The organism is Streptomyces capoamus (assembly GCF_014654935.1).
Lineage (GTDB): Bacteria > Actinomycetota > Actinomycetes > Streptomycetales > Streptomycetaceae > Streptomyces > Streptomyces capoamus.
Genome location: NZ_BNBF01000017.1, coordinates 52,460 through 68,163 on the forward strand (window position 1 = coordinate 52,460; position 15,704 = coordinate 68,163).

At 73.0% G+C, this 15,704-nt stretch carries 11 protein-coding genes and 2 pseudogenes; 10 read left to right on the plus strand and 3 right to left on the minus strand.

The features are described from left to right. The 7 genes and pseudogenes from IE312_RS41750 to IE312_RS24805 form a co-directional block, all read left to right on the plus strand. Positions 1-116 (plus strand): annotated as a pseudogene (locus tag IE312_RS41750) (aldo/keto reductase); the annotation flags it as partial. Between the two features lie 132 nt (positions 117-248). Further along, positions 249-431 carry a hypothetical protein gene (locus IE312_RS24780; RefSeq protein WP_189984536.1) on the plus strand — a complete coding sequence of 61 codons (183 nt, stop codon included), beginning with the start codon at positions 249-251 and terminating at the stop codon, positions 429-431. A 135-nt stretch (positions 432-566) separates the two neighbouring features. Beyond that, positions 567-1,052, plus strand: a complete 486-nt coding sequence (locus IE312_RS24785) for a cation:proton antiporter regulatory subunit (protein ID WP_189984537.1) — start codon at positions 567-569, stop codon at positions 1,050-1,052. 5 nt (positions 1,053-1,057) lie between these two features. Then, positions 1,058-2,296 (plus strand): cation:proton antiporter, encoded by a 1,239-nt coding sequence (locus tag IE312_RS24790; RefSeq protein WP_229900400.1) that lies wholly within the window; start codon positions 1,058-1,060, stop codon positions 2,294-2,296. A gap of 24 nt (positions 2,297-2,320) precedes the next feature. Then, positions 2,321-2,941 carry a DedA family protein gene (locus tag IE312_RS24795; RefSeq protein ID WP_189984538.1) on the plus strand — a complete coding sequence of 207 codons (621 nt, stop codon included), beginning with the start codon at positions 2,321-2,323 and terminating at the stop codon, positions 2,939-2,941. Positions 2,942-3,042: 101 nt separating this feature from the next. Then, positions 3,043-3,216: a CsbD family protein gene (locus tag IE312_RS24800; protein ID WP_189984539.1), complete on the plus strand. Its 174-nt coding sequence runs from the start codon at positions 3,043-3,045 to the stop codon at positions 3,214-3,216. A 271-nt stretch (positions 3,217-3,487) separates the two neighbouring features. Next, the gene (locus IE312_RS24805) at positions 3,488-3,934 is read left to right on the plus strand and encodes an ATP-binding protein (RefSeq protein ID WP_189984540.1); all 447 of its coding nucleotides are present in this window, start codon (positions 3,488-3,490) and stop codon (positions 3,932-3,934) included. A gap of 18 nt (positions 3,935-3,952) precedes the next feature. Here the strand turns inward: IE312_RS24805 and IE312_RS24810 are convergent, their stop codons facing one another. The 3 genes from IE312_RS24810 to IE312_RS24820 all read right to left on the minus strand — a co-directional run bounded on the left by IE312_RS24810 (position 3,953) and on the right by IE312_RS24820 (position 12,665). Then, complete coding sequence (locus IE312_RS24810; protein ID WP_189984541.1) at positions 3,953-6,412, minus strand: SpoIIE family protein phosphatase; 2,460 nt, start codon at positions 6,410-6,412, stop codon at positions 3,953-3,955. A gap of 49 nt (positions 6,413-6,461) precedes the next feature. Next, positions 6,462-10,724, minus strand: coding sequence for a HAMP domain-containing protein (locus IE312_RS24815; RefSeq protein WP_189984542.1), 4,263 nt, complete (start codon positions 10,722-10,724; stop codon positions 6,462-6,464). Positions 10,725-10,952: 228 nt separating this feature from the next. Next, complete coding sequence (locus tag IE312_RS24820; RefSeq protein WP_229900423.1) at positions 10,953-12,665, minus strand: thiamine pyrophosphate-binding protein; 1,713 nt, start codon at positions 12,663-12,665, stop codon at positions 10,953-10,955. 200 nt (positions 12,666-12,865) lie between these two features. Between IE312_RS24820 and qcrB the strand changes: the two genes are divergently transcribed. From qcrB to IE312_RS41755, 3 genes and pseudogenes are all read left to right on the plus strand, one after another. Beyond that, positions 12,866-14,506 carry a cytochrome bc1 complex cytochrome b subunit gene (gene qcrB, locus IE312_RS24830; protein ID WP_370467596.1) on the plus strand — a complete coding sequence of 547 codons (1,641 nt, stop codon included), beginning with the start codon at positions 12,866-12,868 and terminating at the stop codon, positions 14,504-14,506. Between the two features lie 18 nt (positions 14,507-14,524). Next, the gene (locus IE312_RS24835; protein WP_189984543.1) at positions 14,525-15,559 is read left to right on the plus strand and encodes a 4Fe-4S dicluster domain-containing protein; all 1,035 of its coding nucleotides are present in this window, start codon (positions 14,525-14,527) and stop codon (positions 15,557-15,559) included. Next, positions 15,556-15,704 (plus strand): annotated as a pseudogene (locus IE312_RS41755) (NrfD/PsrC family molybdoenzyme membrane anchor subunit); the annotation flags it as partial. The gene IE312_RS24835 and the pseudogene IE312_RS41755, both read left to right, overlap by 4 nt.

Consider the following 15,704-nt stretch of genomic DNA (forward strand, 5'->3'; position numbering starts at 1 on the left):
TCGCCGCGCTGGAGAACCTCGACTTCACCGACGAGGAGCTGGCCGAGATCGACCGGTTCGCCACCGAGGGCGGCGTGGACCTGTGGCGGGACGCCCGGCTGGGGAACCTCGACTGACCCCGGACATTCGAACCCGCGATATGTGACCCACGTCACAGACGTACGGGAAAAGTAGGACATAATGGAAGCCATTCGGACAGCGTTGTCATCCCCCTCGCGACACCTGCCTCTCAAGGAGCCGCTCACCGCATGGCGTACGCATCCCACCGCAGCCCGCTGCGGCCTCCCCGGCCCGACCTGACCCTCGCCCGCGACTGCGAGCAGTGTCTCGGCTGGGGCACCGTCGTCACCCGGGACGGGGACCACGAGTTGTGCCACGTCTGCCAGCCCGACCCCGCCGACACCGAGGGGCCGGCAGCCTCCGGCTCCTGACGTCCCGCCCCCCCTGCCCGCCGACCGCCCTCCCTGCCCGCCGAGGCTCCCGGCCCCTCCCCGGACGATCATCCGTCACGGTAGGGTTCGAATAAAGGTTTCACCAAGAAACATTCAAGCCCGGGCAGGGGGGCCATGAGCGCCGCACGCACCAGCAGGACACCGTTGCCGGGCATCGGCGTTCGGTACGACCTGACCACCCGCGAACACCGCCACCTGTCGGTGGTCGCCCACCGGGACGGTTCGCGCACCCTCAGCGCCTATCGGCGCGACGATCCGGACGCCTGCGCCCTGTCCGTCCACCTCACCGGGCCGGAGGCGGAAGCGCTGGTGGACGCCCTGAAGCCGACCCACCACAGCCCCACGCTGCTGTCCACGACGGAGCTGGGCCTGGTGGCCGAGCGCATCGAGCTGGCCGCGGCCTCGCACTGGAACGGACGGCTGCTCGGCGACACCCGGATGCGCACCGAGACCGGCGTGTCCATCGTGGCCGTACTGCGCCGCGCCGAGGCGATCCCCTCCCCCGGGCCCGGCTTCCGGCTGGCCGGCGGGGACACGCTGATCGTCATCGGCACCCGCGAGGGCGTCGACGCCGCCGCCGCGATACTCGGCCGGGAGTGACCCCGATGCATTCCTCCGCGGTCTTCCTCATCGAGTTCGGCGCGATCATCCTGGCCCTCGGCCTGCTGGGCCGGCTCGCCGCCCGCCTCAGCTTCTCCCCCATCCCGCTCTACCTGCTGGCCGGGCTGGCCTTCGGCGAGGGCGGGCTGCTGCCGCTGGGCGCCAGCGAGGAGTTCGTGGCCGTCGGCGCCGAGATCGGCGTGGTCCTGCTGCTGCTCATGCTCGGCCTCGAGTACACCGCCGGCGACCTGGTCTCCAACCTCAGAACCCAGTACCCGGCCGGTCTCGTCGACGCCACCCTCAACGCCCTGCCCGGTGCCGCCATGGCCCTGCTGCTGGGCTGGGGCCCGATCGCCGCCGTCGTGCTGGCCGGCATCACCTGGATCTCCTCCTCCGGCGTCATCGCCAAGGTCCTGGGCGACCTGGGCCGGATCGGCAACCGGGAGACCCCGGTCGCCCTCAGCATCCTGGTGCTGGAGGACCTGTCCATGGCGGTCTACCTGCCCGTCGTCACGGCCCTGCTGGCCGGCACCGGCTTCGCCGCCGGCAGCGTCACGCTGGCCATCGCGCTCGGGGTGGCGGGCCTGGTGCTGCTGGTGGCGGTGCGCTACGGCCGGCACATCTCCCGGTTCGTCTCCACCGACGACCCCGAGAAGCTGCTCCTGGTGGTGCTCGGACTGACGCTGGTGGTGGCCGGTGTCGCCCAGCAGCTCCAGGTGTCGGCCGCGGTCGGCGCGTTCCTGGTGGGCATCGCCCTGTCCGGCGAGGTGGCCGAGGGCGCCCACCACCTCCTCGCCCCGCTGCGCGACCTGTTCGCGGCGGTGTTCTTCGTCTTCTTCGGGCTGCACACCGACCCCGCGAGCATCCCGCCGGTGCTGCTGCCGGCGCTCGCCCTGGCCGTCGTCACCACCCTCACGAAGATCGCCACCGGCTACTGGGCGGCCCGCCGCGCGGGCATCTCGGCCCCGGGCCGGTGGCGGGCCGGCGGCACCCTGGTCGCCCGCGGCGAGTTCTCCGTGGTCATCGCCGGGCTGGCCGTCACCTCCGGCATCGACTCCGACCTCGGCCCGCTGGCCACCGCCTACGTGCTGCTCCTCGTCGTGCTCGGCCCGCTGACCGCCCGGTACACCGAGCCGCTCGCCCGCCGCCTGACCGGCCGCCGGGGCCCGCCCTCGGTGATACCGGGGACCGGGACGGAACCGGACGCCGTCACACCCGACCAGGCCCCCGTCAGCCGTCCCTGACCGGCGCCGACGTACCGTGGGGGCATGTCCCCACCCCTTCCGGGGCCGCTCGCGCACCTGGCACCGCTGCTCGGCCACTACGGCTACTGGGCCGTGGGGGCCGTGATCTTCGTGGAGGACTTCGGGATCCCCGCGCCCGGCGAGACGATCCTGCTGGCCGCGGGGGTGTACGCCGGCTCGGGCCGGCTGAACGTGGTGGCCGTGGGGATCATCGCCTTCGTCGCCGCCGTCGCCGGGGACAACATCGGCTACCTGATCGGCCGGTCCGGCGGACGCTCCTTCGTGCACCGGTGGGGCAAGTACGTGTTCCTGACCCCGAAGCGGTTCGAGGCCGCCGAGCAGTTCTTCGCCCGGCACGGCGGCAAGATCGTGACGGTGGCCCGGTTCGTCGAGGGGCTGCGCCAGGCCAACGGCATCATCGCGGGCACGACCGGCATGCCCTGGCGGCGCTTCCTGGCCTTCAACGCCCTCGGCGCGGCCCTGTGGGTCGGCCTGTGGACCACCCTGGCCTACCTGGCGGGCAGCCACATGACCGCGGTGTACGACGGGATCAGCCGCTACCAGCCGTACGTCCTGCTCGCCGTCGGCCTCGCCGTCGCCGCGTTCGCCGCACGGCACCTCCTGCGCCGGCGCCGCCGGCCGTGAGGCGCGCGAGCAGGCTCTGCGGGCCGACGGGTTTGAACGACGGCACAGCGGCAATCCGATCCACGACCACAGACCGCTTCTACGTGGGGATGTGACACACGATGGCTGGCAGCAAGAAGGCCAAGGGCAAGGCCGAGCAGGCCAAGGGCCGGCTCAAGGAAGCCGCGGGCCGCGCCGTCGGAAACGAGCGCCTGGAGGCCGAGGGCCGCATGGAGGGCGCTCGCGGTGACGCCGAGCAGGCGAAGGAGAAGGCCAAGGACGTCTTCAAGCACTGACGACGTCTTCAAGCACTGACGACGTCCGAGCACCGACGACGCCGAACGGGTCCGGAGATCCAGCGGAAGCTGGGTCCCGGACCCGTTCCGCTGTACGCGGAACCCCGGCGCCCTGCCGGCCCGCCCTCACGGCAGGGCGTTCGTGCGCATCCGGAGGATTCCCCACGAAGGGTCCTTTGACCCGCCGCCCAGCGGGTAGCCGACGAGGGACGGTACGACCCCCTGTGCACAGGAGGGGTCTCCTGTCCCCGGAGGAAAAGGGCAACGAGGTATGGACATCCCGCTCAGGACCCACGCGACCACGCAGGAACGCCCCGCGTCCGTGCGCTACAGCCGCACCTGGGCCACCGGCATCTCCGCCATATCCGAGGCCAGAGACGCCGTCGCAGCGCTGCTGGCCCGGGCGCGCCCCCTGCCCGGGCGACGGCCGGTGCAGGATGCCCAGCTCGTCGCGAGCGAACTGGTCACCAACGCGGCCAAGCACGCGCCCGGCCCCTGCGCCCTGCGCCTGGAGCTGCTGCCGGACGCGTCCGCGCTGCGCATCACCGTGACGGACACCTCCCCGCAGGCGCCGGAGCGCCGGCCGCCGGACCCCCGGCGGATCGGCGGCCACGGCCTGCACCTCGTGGCGATGCTCTCGCGCGGCCTCGAGGTGACCTGGCTGTCCCGCGGCAAGCGGGTCAGCGCGACCGTGCCGCTCGGCACGGCGGTCGCCTGACCCGCCCGGGCCGCCGGCTCAGACCACCCGGATGCCGACGATGCACGTGTCGTCGTCGGTGTCCGACCGGCTGTAGGTGAGCAGCCGGTCCAGCTTCTGGTCGAGGGTGCCGGGCGCCGAGCGCGCCGTGTCCAGCAGGTGCGACAGGGACTCCTCAACCGAACGGTCCCGGCGCTCGATCAGGCCGTCGGTGTACATCAGCAGGGTGTCGCCCGCGGCCAGCTGCAGCTCCGTCTCCTCGTAGCGCGCCTCCGGCACCGCGCCCAGCAGCAGTCCCTTCACCGGCGGGAGGGCGGTCGCGTCCGACTCCCGCACCAGGACCGGCGGCAGATGTCCCGCCCGCGCCCAGCGCAGGGTGCGGCGCTCACCGTCGTACAGGCCGCACACGGCGGTCGCGGTGACGGCGCCCGTCAGATGGTGGGCGACGATGTTCAGCCAGGACAGCAGCTGTGCCGGGCCGGCGCCGGTCACCGCGAGGCCGCGCAGCGCGTTGCGCAGGACGACCATGCTGGTCGCCGCCTCTATGCCGTGCCCGGCGACGTCGCCGACGCACAGCAGGACCAGTCCGGAGGGCAGCACCACCGCGTCGTACCAGTCGCCGCCGACCAGGTGCTCGGTCTCCGCGGGCCGGTAGCGCACCGCCACCTGGAGCTCGGGCACCAGCAGCGGGGTCTGAGTCGGGGGCATGATCGCGTGCTGGAGCTGCAGCGCCAGCCGGTTGCGCTCCACGGCCTGCTGCTCGGTGTGGGCGAGCTGGTCGCGGGTGGCGGCGAGGGCGACCTCGGTCCAGTGCTGCGCGGAGATGTCCTGGTAGGCGCCACGCACCCCCAAGAGCTGGCCGTCGGTGTCGAGAACCGGTTCGGCGACCACCCGGGTGTGCCGGGTCACCCCGTCCGGCCGCAGCAGCCGGAAAGCGGCGGAGGCGGGGCGGTGGTGGTGCATCAGGGTGCGCAGGAAACGGCCCAGGGCGACGGTGTCGTCGGGGTGGGCGTGGGCCGGCAGCTCCTGGAGGGCGACCGGCATGCTGGTGTGCGGCCGGCCGTACAGGTTGAACAGCTGGCCGTTCCAGGTGATCTCGCCGGTGAGCAGGTTCTCCTCGAAGCCGCCGATCCGGCCCAGCCGCTGGGCGTGCTGGAGCAGGCTGGCCAGGCGTGCCGTCTCGTCCTCGATGCGCCAGATCAGCAGCACGCTCGAACCGTGGCGGCTGATGCTGATGTCGGCGACGGCGGACAGCGGCACCTGGTCGACGAGCGCGGTCAGCCGCATCCGGCGGGCCCGGAACGGCTCGCCGGTGGCGTAGACCCGCTCCACCCGCTGGAACAGCTCGCTCTCGCCGGCGGCCAAGGGGTAGGCCTCCAGCAGCAGGGCACCGCCCACCACGGCGCGCGGCCGGCCCGCCGGATCCAGGAAGCGGTCGTTGACGTGCTGGATGCGGAAGTCCACCAGCTGGCCGGTGTCGTCCAGGTGCGGCACGAGGACGAGGGCCGGGTCGTGCAGCCCGTCCGCGAGGTCCATCAGCTCGATCACGTCGGGCAGCAGCCGGGGTTCCGGGTCGGCGCCGGCCTGCGGGGCCGAGGTCTCCAGGCTGTGCGCGCACAGCTCGGCGAGGGCCTCGATCTGCCGGGTGACCGGACGCGGCAGCGGGTCCTGGGGCTTGGGCCAGGCGATCTCCAGCACACCGTGGATCCGGCCCCCCGTGCCGGCCGGAAGGGCGATGCGGGCGCCGTCGGCATAGTCCCGGCGGCCGATGGTCGGCAGCCCGGAGTCGGCGAGCGAGGACAGCCACTGGCCCTGCAGCTCGGTCAGGCCGCGCCGGGCCACGGTGACGACGTCCGGCGGCACGTAGCGCCAGCGGGCCGCCTCGCCGGGCGGGAATCCCGCGCTGCCCGCCAGGGAGAGGGAGCCGTCCGGACCGGCTGCCCAGATGGCGACGGCGACCGCGCCCAGCGGGCGCAGCGCGTGGTCGAGCAGCGAGTCGGCCATGGCCTGGGTGTCGTGGGCGGCCAGGACACCGCTCTCGGCGGCGCGCAGCCGGACGGCCGCCGACTCGCCGTCCGCGTCCGCCGGGTCGGCCGGGTCCGAGGCGACGGACAGGAACGCCTCGGTGACCTCCGCGACACGGTCCCGGGCGGCCTGGTTGATGACGTCCACCGCGAATTCGAGCGGCGTCAGCTGCGCCTGCTCCGCCAGTTCGGAGAGCTGGCGGGCGGCGTGGGCGGGGCCGCAGCCGAGGCGCTCGACCAGGATGCCCTTGGCGAGTTCGATCAGCGCCCGGCCCTCGGCCTCGGCCTGGGCCGCCCGCACCTCCTGGCGCAGCCGGTCGACGGTCGCGGCGAGCCGGCCGACCGGCGAGGTGGCGGACACGTCCGGCATCGCCACCTCGGCGGGGATGTCGGGCACCACCACCTCGGCGGCCGGCGGCCACGCCGGCGGGCCGGCCGGCGTGCCGGGTTCTGCGGGCTGTTCGTGGGTGGTCACCGGGTCGGTACTCCTCGGCCTGCGGACGGGCGGACGCAGTGCGGCGGCCTCATGCGGGGAGCCAGCGCCGGACGCAGGCGATGAGGTCATGCGTGTCCACCGGTTTCGTGACGTAGTCGCTGGCGCCGGAGGCGAGGCTCTTCTCCCGGTCGCCCTGCATGGCCTTGGCGGTCACGGCGATGACCGGAAGGTCGGCGTACTGCGGCATCTTACGGATCTCTGCCGTGGCCGTGTACCCGTCCATCTCGGGCATCATCACGTCCATGAGGACGAGTTCCACGTCCGGGTGGTTCACCAGCGTCTCGATGCCCTTGCGGCCGTTCTCCGCGTGCAGGACGCGGAAGCCGTGCAGTTCGAGGATGCCGCTGAGCGCGAACAGGTTGCGGGCGTCGTCGTCGACGACGAGGACGGTACGGCCGCGGGTGTGCTCGTCGATCAGATGCGGCGCGGTGAGCTGGGGCTCGTCCCCGCGGACCAGGGTCAGCACCTCTCCGGGCTCCTCGGCCGACAGGTGCAGCGCGATCCGCTCGCGCAGTTCGTCCAGGCTGTAGAGGTACTCCGGCGAGCCGCCCGCGGTGTCCTCGGCGAGGGACTCGGCGCGGTGCGAGCCGTGCACCAGGACCGGGACGCTGGCCAGGGCGGAGTCCCCGCGCAGGGCGTCCAGGAAGCGGGCCGACTCGCCGTCGGGCAGGCCCAGCTCGACCACGACGCAGTGGCAGGGCTCGGCGGCCAGGGCGCCGGCCGCCTCCTGGGCACCGACCGCCGTGATGATGTCGACGGGGGCGTGGGCACCCTCGGGACGGCTGTGCTCCAGGTCCCGCACCACGCTCTCGGCGACCAGCGTCAGCAGTCCGCGCGGGCGCTCCTCCACGACGAGCAGCCGGCGCGGGCGCTGCCGTTTCGCGGTGACCGCCGGGATCACCTGGACGAGTTCCTGCCCGGACGGGCCCTCCGTCCGCTCGTGCTCGGCGGGCTTGGGGACGGGCCGGTTGCTCAGGGCCTCCTCGAAGTCGTCCCGGGCGACCGGCAGGAAGAGGGTGAAGGTGCTGCCCTGGCCGGGGGTGCTGTCCACGGTGACGGCGCCACCGAGCAGGTGGGCGATCTCCCGCGTGATGGACAGGCCGAGCCCGGTGCCGCCGTACTTGCGGCTGGTGGTGCCGTCGGCCTGCTGGAACGCGCCGAAGATGGTCTCCAGCTGCTGTTCGGGGATGCCGATGCCGGTGTCCTTCACCCGGAAGGCGACGATGGTGCCGCCGCGCAGCACGCCGCTGGGCACCTCGTCGACGGGCGCCGGCTCGACGCGCAGTTCGACGCCGCCCTGCTCGGTGAACTTCACCGCGTTGGACAGCAGGTTGCGCAGGATCTGCCGCAGCCGGGAGTCGTCGGTCAGCAGGTCCGCGGGGGCGCCGGCCGCGGTCGTGACGGTGAAGTCCAGGCTCTTCTGCGTGGTCATCGGCCGGAACGTGGCCTCGACGTAGTCGATGAGCTGCCGCAACGGGACCCGCTCGGGCGTCACGTCCATCTTGCCGGCCTCGACCTTGGACAGGTCCAGGATGTCGTTGATGAGCTGGAGCAGGTCGGAGCCGGCCGAGTGGATGATGCCCGCGTACTCGACCTGCTTGGGGGTGAGGTTGCGGGAGGGGTTCTGGGCCAGCAGCTGGGCGAGGATGAGCAGGCTGTTGAGCGGGGTGCGCAGCTCGTGGCTCATGTTGGCGAGGAACTCGGACTTGTACTTGGAGGCCAGCGACAGCTGCTGGGCGCGCGCCTCCAGTTCCTGCCGGGCCTGCTCGATCTGCAGGTTCTTCGCCTCGATGTCCCGGTTCTGCTCGGCCAGCAGGGAGGCCTTCTCCTCCAGTTCCGCGTTGGAGCTCTGCAGTTCCTCCTGCCGGGCCTGCAGCTCGGCGGAGCGCGACTGCAGTTCGCGGGTCAGGCGCTGCGACTCGTCCAGCAGCTCGTCGGTGCGGGCGTTGGCGACGATGGTGTTGACGTTGACGCCGATGGTGTCGACCAGCTGCTGCAGGAAGTCCCGGTGGACGGGGGTGAACGTGGTGACCGAGGCGACCTCGATCACGCCGAGGACCTGCTCCTCGAAGACGATGGGCAGCAGCAGCAGCGCGGTGGGCTCGATCTGCCCGAGTCCGGAGGAGATGGTGACGTAGCCGGCCGGCAGCTCGTCCACGGCGATGGTTCGGCGGCTGCGCGCCGCCTGGCCGACCAGGGAGCGGCCGAACGGGATGCGGACGGGCCGGGTGTCCGCCTCGGGCCGGCCGTAGGAGCCGACGAGCCGCAGCTCGGGATGGGTGTGGCCCTCCTCGGCGAGGTAGAAGGCGCCGTACTGGGCGGAGACGAGGGGGACCAGCTCGTCCATGATGAGTTCGGCGACGACCGGCAGGTCCCGGTGGCCCTGCATGAGCCCGGAGATCCGGGCGAGGTTGGTCTTGAGCCAGTCCTGTTCCTGGTTGGCCCGGGTGGTCTCGCGCAGGGACTCCACCATGGAGTTGATGTTGTCCTTGAGGTCGGCGACCTCGCCGGAGGCGTCGACAGTGATGGAGCGGGTCAGGTCGCCCTCGGCGACCGCGCTGGCCACGTCGGCGATGGCGCGGACCTGCCGGGTGAGGTTGCCGGCGAGTTCGTTGACGTTCTCGGTGAGCCGCTTCCAGGTGCCGGAGACGCCCTCGACCTCGGCCTGGCCGCCGAGCCGGCCCTCGGTGCCGACCTCGCGGGCCACTCGGGTGACCTCGTCGGCGAAGGCGGACAGCTGGTCCACCATCGTGTTGATGGTGGTCTTCAGCTCCAGGATCTCGCCGCGGGCGTCGACGTCGATCTTCTTCGACAGGTCGCCCTTGGCCACCGCCGTGGTGACCAGCGCGATGTTGCGGACCTGGCCGGTGAGGTTGTTGGCCATGGAGTTGACGTTGTCGGTGAGGTCCTTCCAGGTGCCGGCCACGTTGGGCACGTGCGCCTGCCCCCCGAGCCGGCCCTCGGTACCGACCTCACGGGCCACCCGGGTCACCTCGTCCGCGAACGCGGAGAGCGTGTCGACCATGGTGTTGATCACATCGGCGAGGGCGGCGACCTCGCCCTTGGCCTCGACGGTGATCTTCTGGGAGAGGTCGCCCTTGGCGACGGCCGTGGCCACCTGGGCGATGGAGCGGACCTGGCCGGTCAGGTTGGAGGCCATCACGTTGACGTTGTCGGTGAGGTCCTTCCAGGTGCCGGCGACCCCGCGCACCTGGGCCTGTCCCCCGAGCCGGCCCTCGGTGCCCACCTCGCGGGCCACCCGTGTCACCTCGTCGGCGAACGCGGAGAGCTGGTCCACCATCGTGTTGATGGTGTTCTTCAGCTCCAGGATCTCGCCCCGGGCGTCCACCGTGATCTTCTGCGACAGGTCACCCTGCGCCACCGCGGTGGCCACCTGGGCCACGTTGCGCACCTGGGCCGTCAGGTTCCCGGCCATGAAGTTCACCGAGTCCGTCAGGTCCCGCCAGGTGCCCTTCACCCCCTTGACGTCCGCCTGCCCGCCGAGCCGGCCCTCGGTGCCCACCTCGCGGGCCACACGTGTCACCTCGTCGGCGAACGCGGAGAGCTGGTCCACCATGGTGTTGATGGTGCTCTTCAGCTCCAGGATCTCGCCCCGGGCGTCCACCGTGATCTTCTGCGACAGGTCACCCTGCGCCACCGCCGTGGTGACCTGGGCCACGTTGCGCACCTGGGCCGTCAGGTTGCCGGCCATGAAGTTCACCGAGTCGGTCAGGTCGCGCCAGACACCGGCGACGCCGGGGACCTGGGCCTGGCCGCCGAGCCGGCCCTCGGTGCCGACCTCCTTGGCGACCCGGGTGACCTCGTCGGCGAAGGCGGACAGCTGGTCCACCATCGTGTTGACGGTTTCCTTCAGCTGGAGGATCTCGCCCCGCGCGGGCACGTCGATCTTCTGCGACAGGTCGCCCTTGGCCACGGCGGTGGCGACCTGCGCGATGTCGCGGACCTGGGTGGTCAGGTTGCCCGCCATCGCGTTGACGGAATCCGTCAGGTCCGCCCAGGTGCCGGACACGCCCGGCACCTGCGCCTGACCGCCGAGGGTGCCCTCGGTACCGACCTCGCGGGCCACCCGGGTGACTTCCGAGGTGAACACGGACAACTGGTCGACCATGCCGTTGAAGACCGTGGCGATGTCGCCCATCAGCCCGGTGGCGTCGTCCGGCAGCCGGGTGCCGAAGTCTCCGTCGCGCACCGCGGTCAGTCCCGCGAGCAGCCTTCTCAGTTCGTGGTCACCCGGGACAGTGTCCGTCGTCCCGGTCGCCTTGCCGGCCATGCGCACCCTCGATCCGCTCCCCAAGAGCCCTCACCGCGAGGACTCGGAACCGCGGCCGGGGAGCGTCTGGCAGCCCGGCCGGTGGCGTGTGCATTTCCGCAGTTCACGGATTTGCATGATGAGAAAAATACGCCGCAGGCTAACCCACCTTCGCGGGTCGGGACAAAGGAACCAGCCAACCTGCGAAGCCAGCCGAAACTCACGGACGGCAACAGGTGTGAGCGACTCTCAACCGGGTACCCGCAGCAGTTTCGCCAGCGGATTGCGGGAGGCGTTCCGGCCGGTACCGCGCGCGGCGGTCCCGGCCTCCGCCCAGTCCGGCGGCATCTCGCCGTCCACCACGAACTCCAGCACCACCGGGCCCCGCCCGGCCAGTACACCGGCCCAGACGGAGGCGACGAACCGGGGCCGGTCGCAGCGGACGGCGGGCAGCCCCGCCAGACGGGCCAGCTCGGCGTAGGGCAGGGCGGGGACCTCGGCGGACGGCGGGACGAGCGGATCGCGGGCGGCGGCGCGGCGCTGCCAGGTGAGCCGGTTCAGGTCGCCGTTGTTGAGGACGCAGAACACCAGCGGCGGCAGCTGTGCCAGCCGGTCCAGGTGGCGGCGGACCGTGATCAGCTCGTTGAGGCCGCCGCTCTGGAAGGCGCCGTCACCGACGAGCGCGATCACCGGCCGGTCGGGGGCGGCGAACCGGGCGGCGACGGCGTAGGGGACGGCCGCGCCGGGCGTGCCGAGCTGCCCGGACAGCAGGGAGCGCATGCCGTTGCGCAGCCGGAGGTGGCGCGTCCACCAGTCCAGTGCCGTTCCCGAGTCGGTGACGACGACGGACCGGTCGGGCAGTCGCTCGGACAGCTCCGCGACGACCGACCGCGGGTTGACGGACGTACCGAAGTAGCGGCTCGACCGGGCTTCCCCGTCGGCCCGCCAGTCCCGCACCAGCCGTTCGACCCGGTTCCGCCAGGCGCGCTGCCCGGCCCGGTGCAGCAGCGGGAGCACCGCCCGCAGGCAGGCCGTGACGTCGCCGGTCAGCCGGACGGCGGCCACGCCGGCGGCGAGGGGGCAGTCGCCGGGTTCCCGGTCCACCGTGACGATCCGGCCCGCGCGGGGGGCGGGCAGCACGGCCGGGTCCACGTCCTCGGCGCCGAGGAGCAGGAGTGTGTCGCACTCCCGCAGCAGCGTCGCGGCGGCCTCGCTGCCGAGCGGACCCGCCACACCGGCGAGGTACGGAAGGCCGTCCGGCAGCGCGTCGCGGGCCAGGGCCGTGGTCACGATGCCGGCGCCGAGGAGCCGTGCCACGCCGGTCGCGGCTCCCGCGGCCGCCCGGCCGGCGTTGCCGAGGACGATCACGGGCCGGGCCGCGCCGCAGAGGGCCTCGGCGGCACGGCGGACGTCGTCGGCGGCGGGCCGCCGGGCAGGCCGCGCCGGAATCAGGGCCCCGTCCTCGCCGGGCGGAGCCCCGGGCAGGTCCGCCTCGAGGACCCGGCGCGGCACGACGAGGCTCGCCACACCTCGGTCGGTGACCGCGGCCCGGGCGGCCCGCCGCAGGGCGTCGCCGGCGAGTTCCGGCCCGGACACCTCCTCGCAGTACACGGAGACCTCCGCCAGATGGCGTACCGTCCGGTTGCCGGTGCCCCGCGGCGCCGGGTCCGCCCCGACGAGCGCCAGGACCGGCGCCCGGTCGGCCGCCGCGTCGTACAGCCCGCCCAGCAGCCGCAGCGCACCCGCCCCGGGCGGGGCGACGCAGCAGCCGAGCCCGCCGGTCAGCTTGGCGTCCGCACAGGCCATGAGCGCGGCGGACTCCTCGCCGCGCGCCTGCACGAAGGCCGGGCCCCCGGGGGCGCCGCGCAGGGCGTCGACCAGCGGGTCCACCGCGAGTCCCGGCGTCCCGTACACCCGGTCCACACCCATGTGCCGCAGCCGGGCGGCGACCACCTCGGACATGTTCACCACGAAGGCCTCCTCCGGGCAGGCGGGCGCCCACTCGTCCGGGCCACCGGGTAGCCGGACGCCGGTCCGCGCAAACGGCCGCCGCGCGCGCCGGCCGGGCCGTCTCGGGCGCGCGGAGCGGCGGCACCCGTGCCAGGCTCGGAACCGAGTACACGGAGTGAGGGTTCCAGCACGGGGCGGAGGGCGAGCGCGAGGTGGCGGTACGGCGGCCGTCCCGGCAGGAGGGGCGTGAGGGGCGCGGCGAACGGGTGGTGACCGCGGTCGACCGGCGGCTGCCGGTGGCGTCCGCGGGCAAGGAGTTCCTGCGCAAGGCGTTCCCGGACCACTGGTCGTTCCTGCTCGGCGAACTCGCGCTGTACAGCCTGCTGATGCTGGTGCTGACGGGCGTGTGGCTGACGTTCTTCTTCCACCCCGACATGACGGAGCGCCCGTACACCGGCTCGTACGTGCCGTTGCGCGGCACCTTCACGACCGAGGCGTACGCCTCGGTGCTGCACATCAGCTTCGACGTGCGCGGCGGCCTGCTGGTCCGGCAGGTGCACCACTGGGCGGCGCTGGTCTTCGTGGCGGCGATCGGCGTACACCTGCTGCGGGTCTTCTTCACCGGGGCGTTCCGGCGGCCCCGGGAGGTGAACTGGACCATCGGGGTGACGCTGTTCCTGCTCTCCCTGCTGGAGGGGTTCTGCGGCTACTCGCTCCCCGACGACCTGCTGTCCGGCACCGGTCTGCGCACCTCGCAGGGGATCGTGCTGTCGATCCCGGTGATCGGCACGTACCTGTCGTTCTTCCTCTTCGGCGGCCAGTTCCCCGGGCACGAGATCATCCCCCGGCTCTACGCGGTCCACATCCTGCTGGTGCCGGGCGTGCTGCTGGCGCTCGTCGGCGCGCACCTGACGTTCGTCGTCCACCACAAGCACACCCAGTGGGCGGAGCCCGGCCGCACCAACAGCAATGTGATCGGCAAGCCGCTGTTCCCGCAGTACACCGCGAAGTCCGTCGGTCTCCTCCTCATCCTGTCCGGCCTGCTGGCGGCGATGGCCGCGCTGTTCCAGATCAACCCGGTGTGGAGCTTCGGGCCCTACCGGGCCGACCAGGTCTCGCTCGACGCGCAGCCCGACTGGTACGTGGGTTACCTGGAGGGCGCCCTGCGGCTGATGCCCGCCTGGGAGACGGATGTCGCCGGGCACACGATCGTCTGGGACGTGCTGCTGCCGGGGGTGGTGCTGCCCGCGGTGCTCTTCCTGGTCCTGTACGCGTATCCGTTCTTCGAGCGCTGGCTCACCGGCCCGCGGCCCGAGCAGCACCTGTGCGACCGGCCCCGGAACCAGCCCACGCGCACCGCGCTCGGCGCGTCCGCCGTCTCGGCGTACGCGGTGCTGCTGCTGACGGGCGGGCAGGACGTGCTGGCGTACCTGTTCCGCCTGCCGGTGGAGTTCCTGACCCTGACCCTGCGGACCGCGCTGTTCGTGGTGCCGTTCCTGACGTACCACCTCACCAAGCGGGCCTGTCTGGGGCTGCAGGCAGCCGACCGGCGGCGGATCCTGGACGGTGTGAGGACCGGCGAGGTGCGGCGCACGGCGGGCGGAGGGTACGAGGAGGCACACACGCTGCTGTCCCGCGAGGAGGCCTACCGCATCCTCGTGCGCGACACGCCCCGGCCGCGTGCCGAGGGCACGGAGGCCTGGCGCTGGTTCCACCGGCACCGGCTGCGCAACGCCCTCGGCCGCTGGTACTTCGGCAAGAGCGTCCAGATGCCGGCGACCGCCTGGGAGAAACGCCGGATCGAGGTCGTGCGGGCCGCGCCGGGCGAGGTACCCGGGCGGGGCGACGAGTGAGGAACGAGGAGGCACCGCATGAGCGACGGCGCTGAGGGCCACGGCAATCTCCTGTACGGGCCGCAGCCGGACGTGGCCGGGGCGGCCGGTTATCCGGACGCCCCGCCGCGGATGGGCTTCTTCACCGACACCTCGGTGTGCATCGGCTGCAAGGCCTGCGAGGTCGCGTGCAAGGAGTGGAACGCCATTCCGGAGGACGGGCTGGTCCTGACCGGCATGTCCTACGACAACACCCAGGGCCTGGGCGCCGACACCTGGCGGCACGTGGCCTTCATCGAGCAGCGCAAGCCGCTCGCCGGGCAGGAGCCGGGGGTCGCACACGACGACCACGACGACCACGACGACATCGACGTCTTCGCCGCCGCGTCCCGGCTCGGCACCGACGCCGCCTCCCCCGGGCCGGGCGCCACCGCTCCCCCGCCCGGCCGCGCTCCGGGCGGCGCACCCGCCGGGGAGATCTCCCCCGTCTCCCCCGACGGGCGGACCGAGTTGCGCTGGCTGATGGCGTCCGACGTGTGCAAGCACTGCACGCACGCCGCCTGCCTGGACGTGTGCCCGACGGGTGCGCTGTTCCGCACCGAGTACGGCACGGTCGTCGTCCAGGAGGACGTCTGCAACGGCTGCGGCTACTGCGTGCCCGCCTGCCCGTACGGCGTGATCGACCAGCGCAAGGACGACGGCCGGGTGTGGAAGTGCACGCTGTGCTACGACCGGCTCGGCGTGGGCATGGAACCCGCCTGCGCGAAGTCCTGCCCGACGGACTCCATCCAGTTCGGCCCGCTGGAGGAGCTGCGGGAGCGCGCGCGGGGCCGCGTGGCGCAGCTGCACGCGGCCGGGGTGACCGACGCCCGGCTGTACGGGGAGAGCCCGGACGACGGGGTCGGCGGCGACGGGGCGTTCTTCCTGCTGCTGGACGAGCCCGAGGTGTACGGCCTGCCACCGGACCCGGTGGTCACCACCCGGGACCTGCCCGACATGTGGCGGCACGCGGCGCTGGCGGCCGTCTCCCTGGTCGCGCTCGCCGCCGGCAGCTTCGTGCGGAGGCCGCGATGAGCGAGTCCGAGGTGACCCGGGACGGTGTGCGGCACGCCCGGCCCGACCGGGAGGCGCCGACAGGGGTGCACGCGGGGCGCCGCCGGCGCCGGCGCGGGCGGGGCGAGCAGCCGATGGTGCCGGACGCGGAGTTCTCGTCGTACTA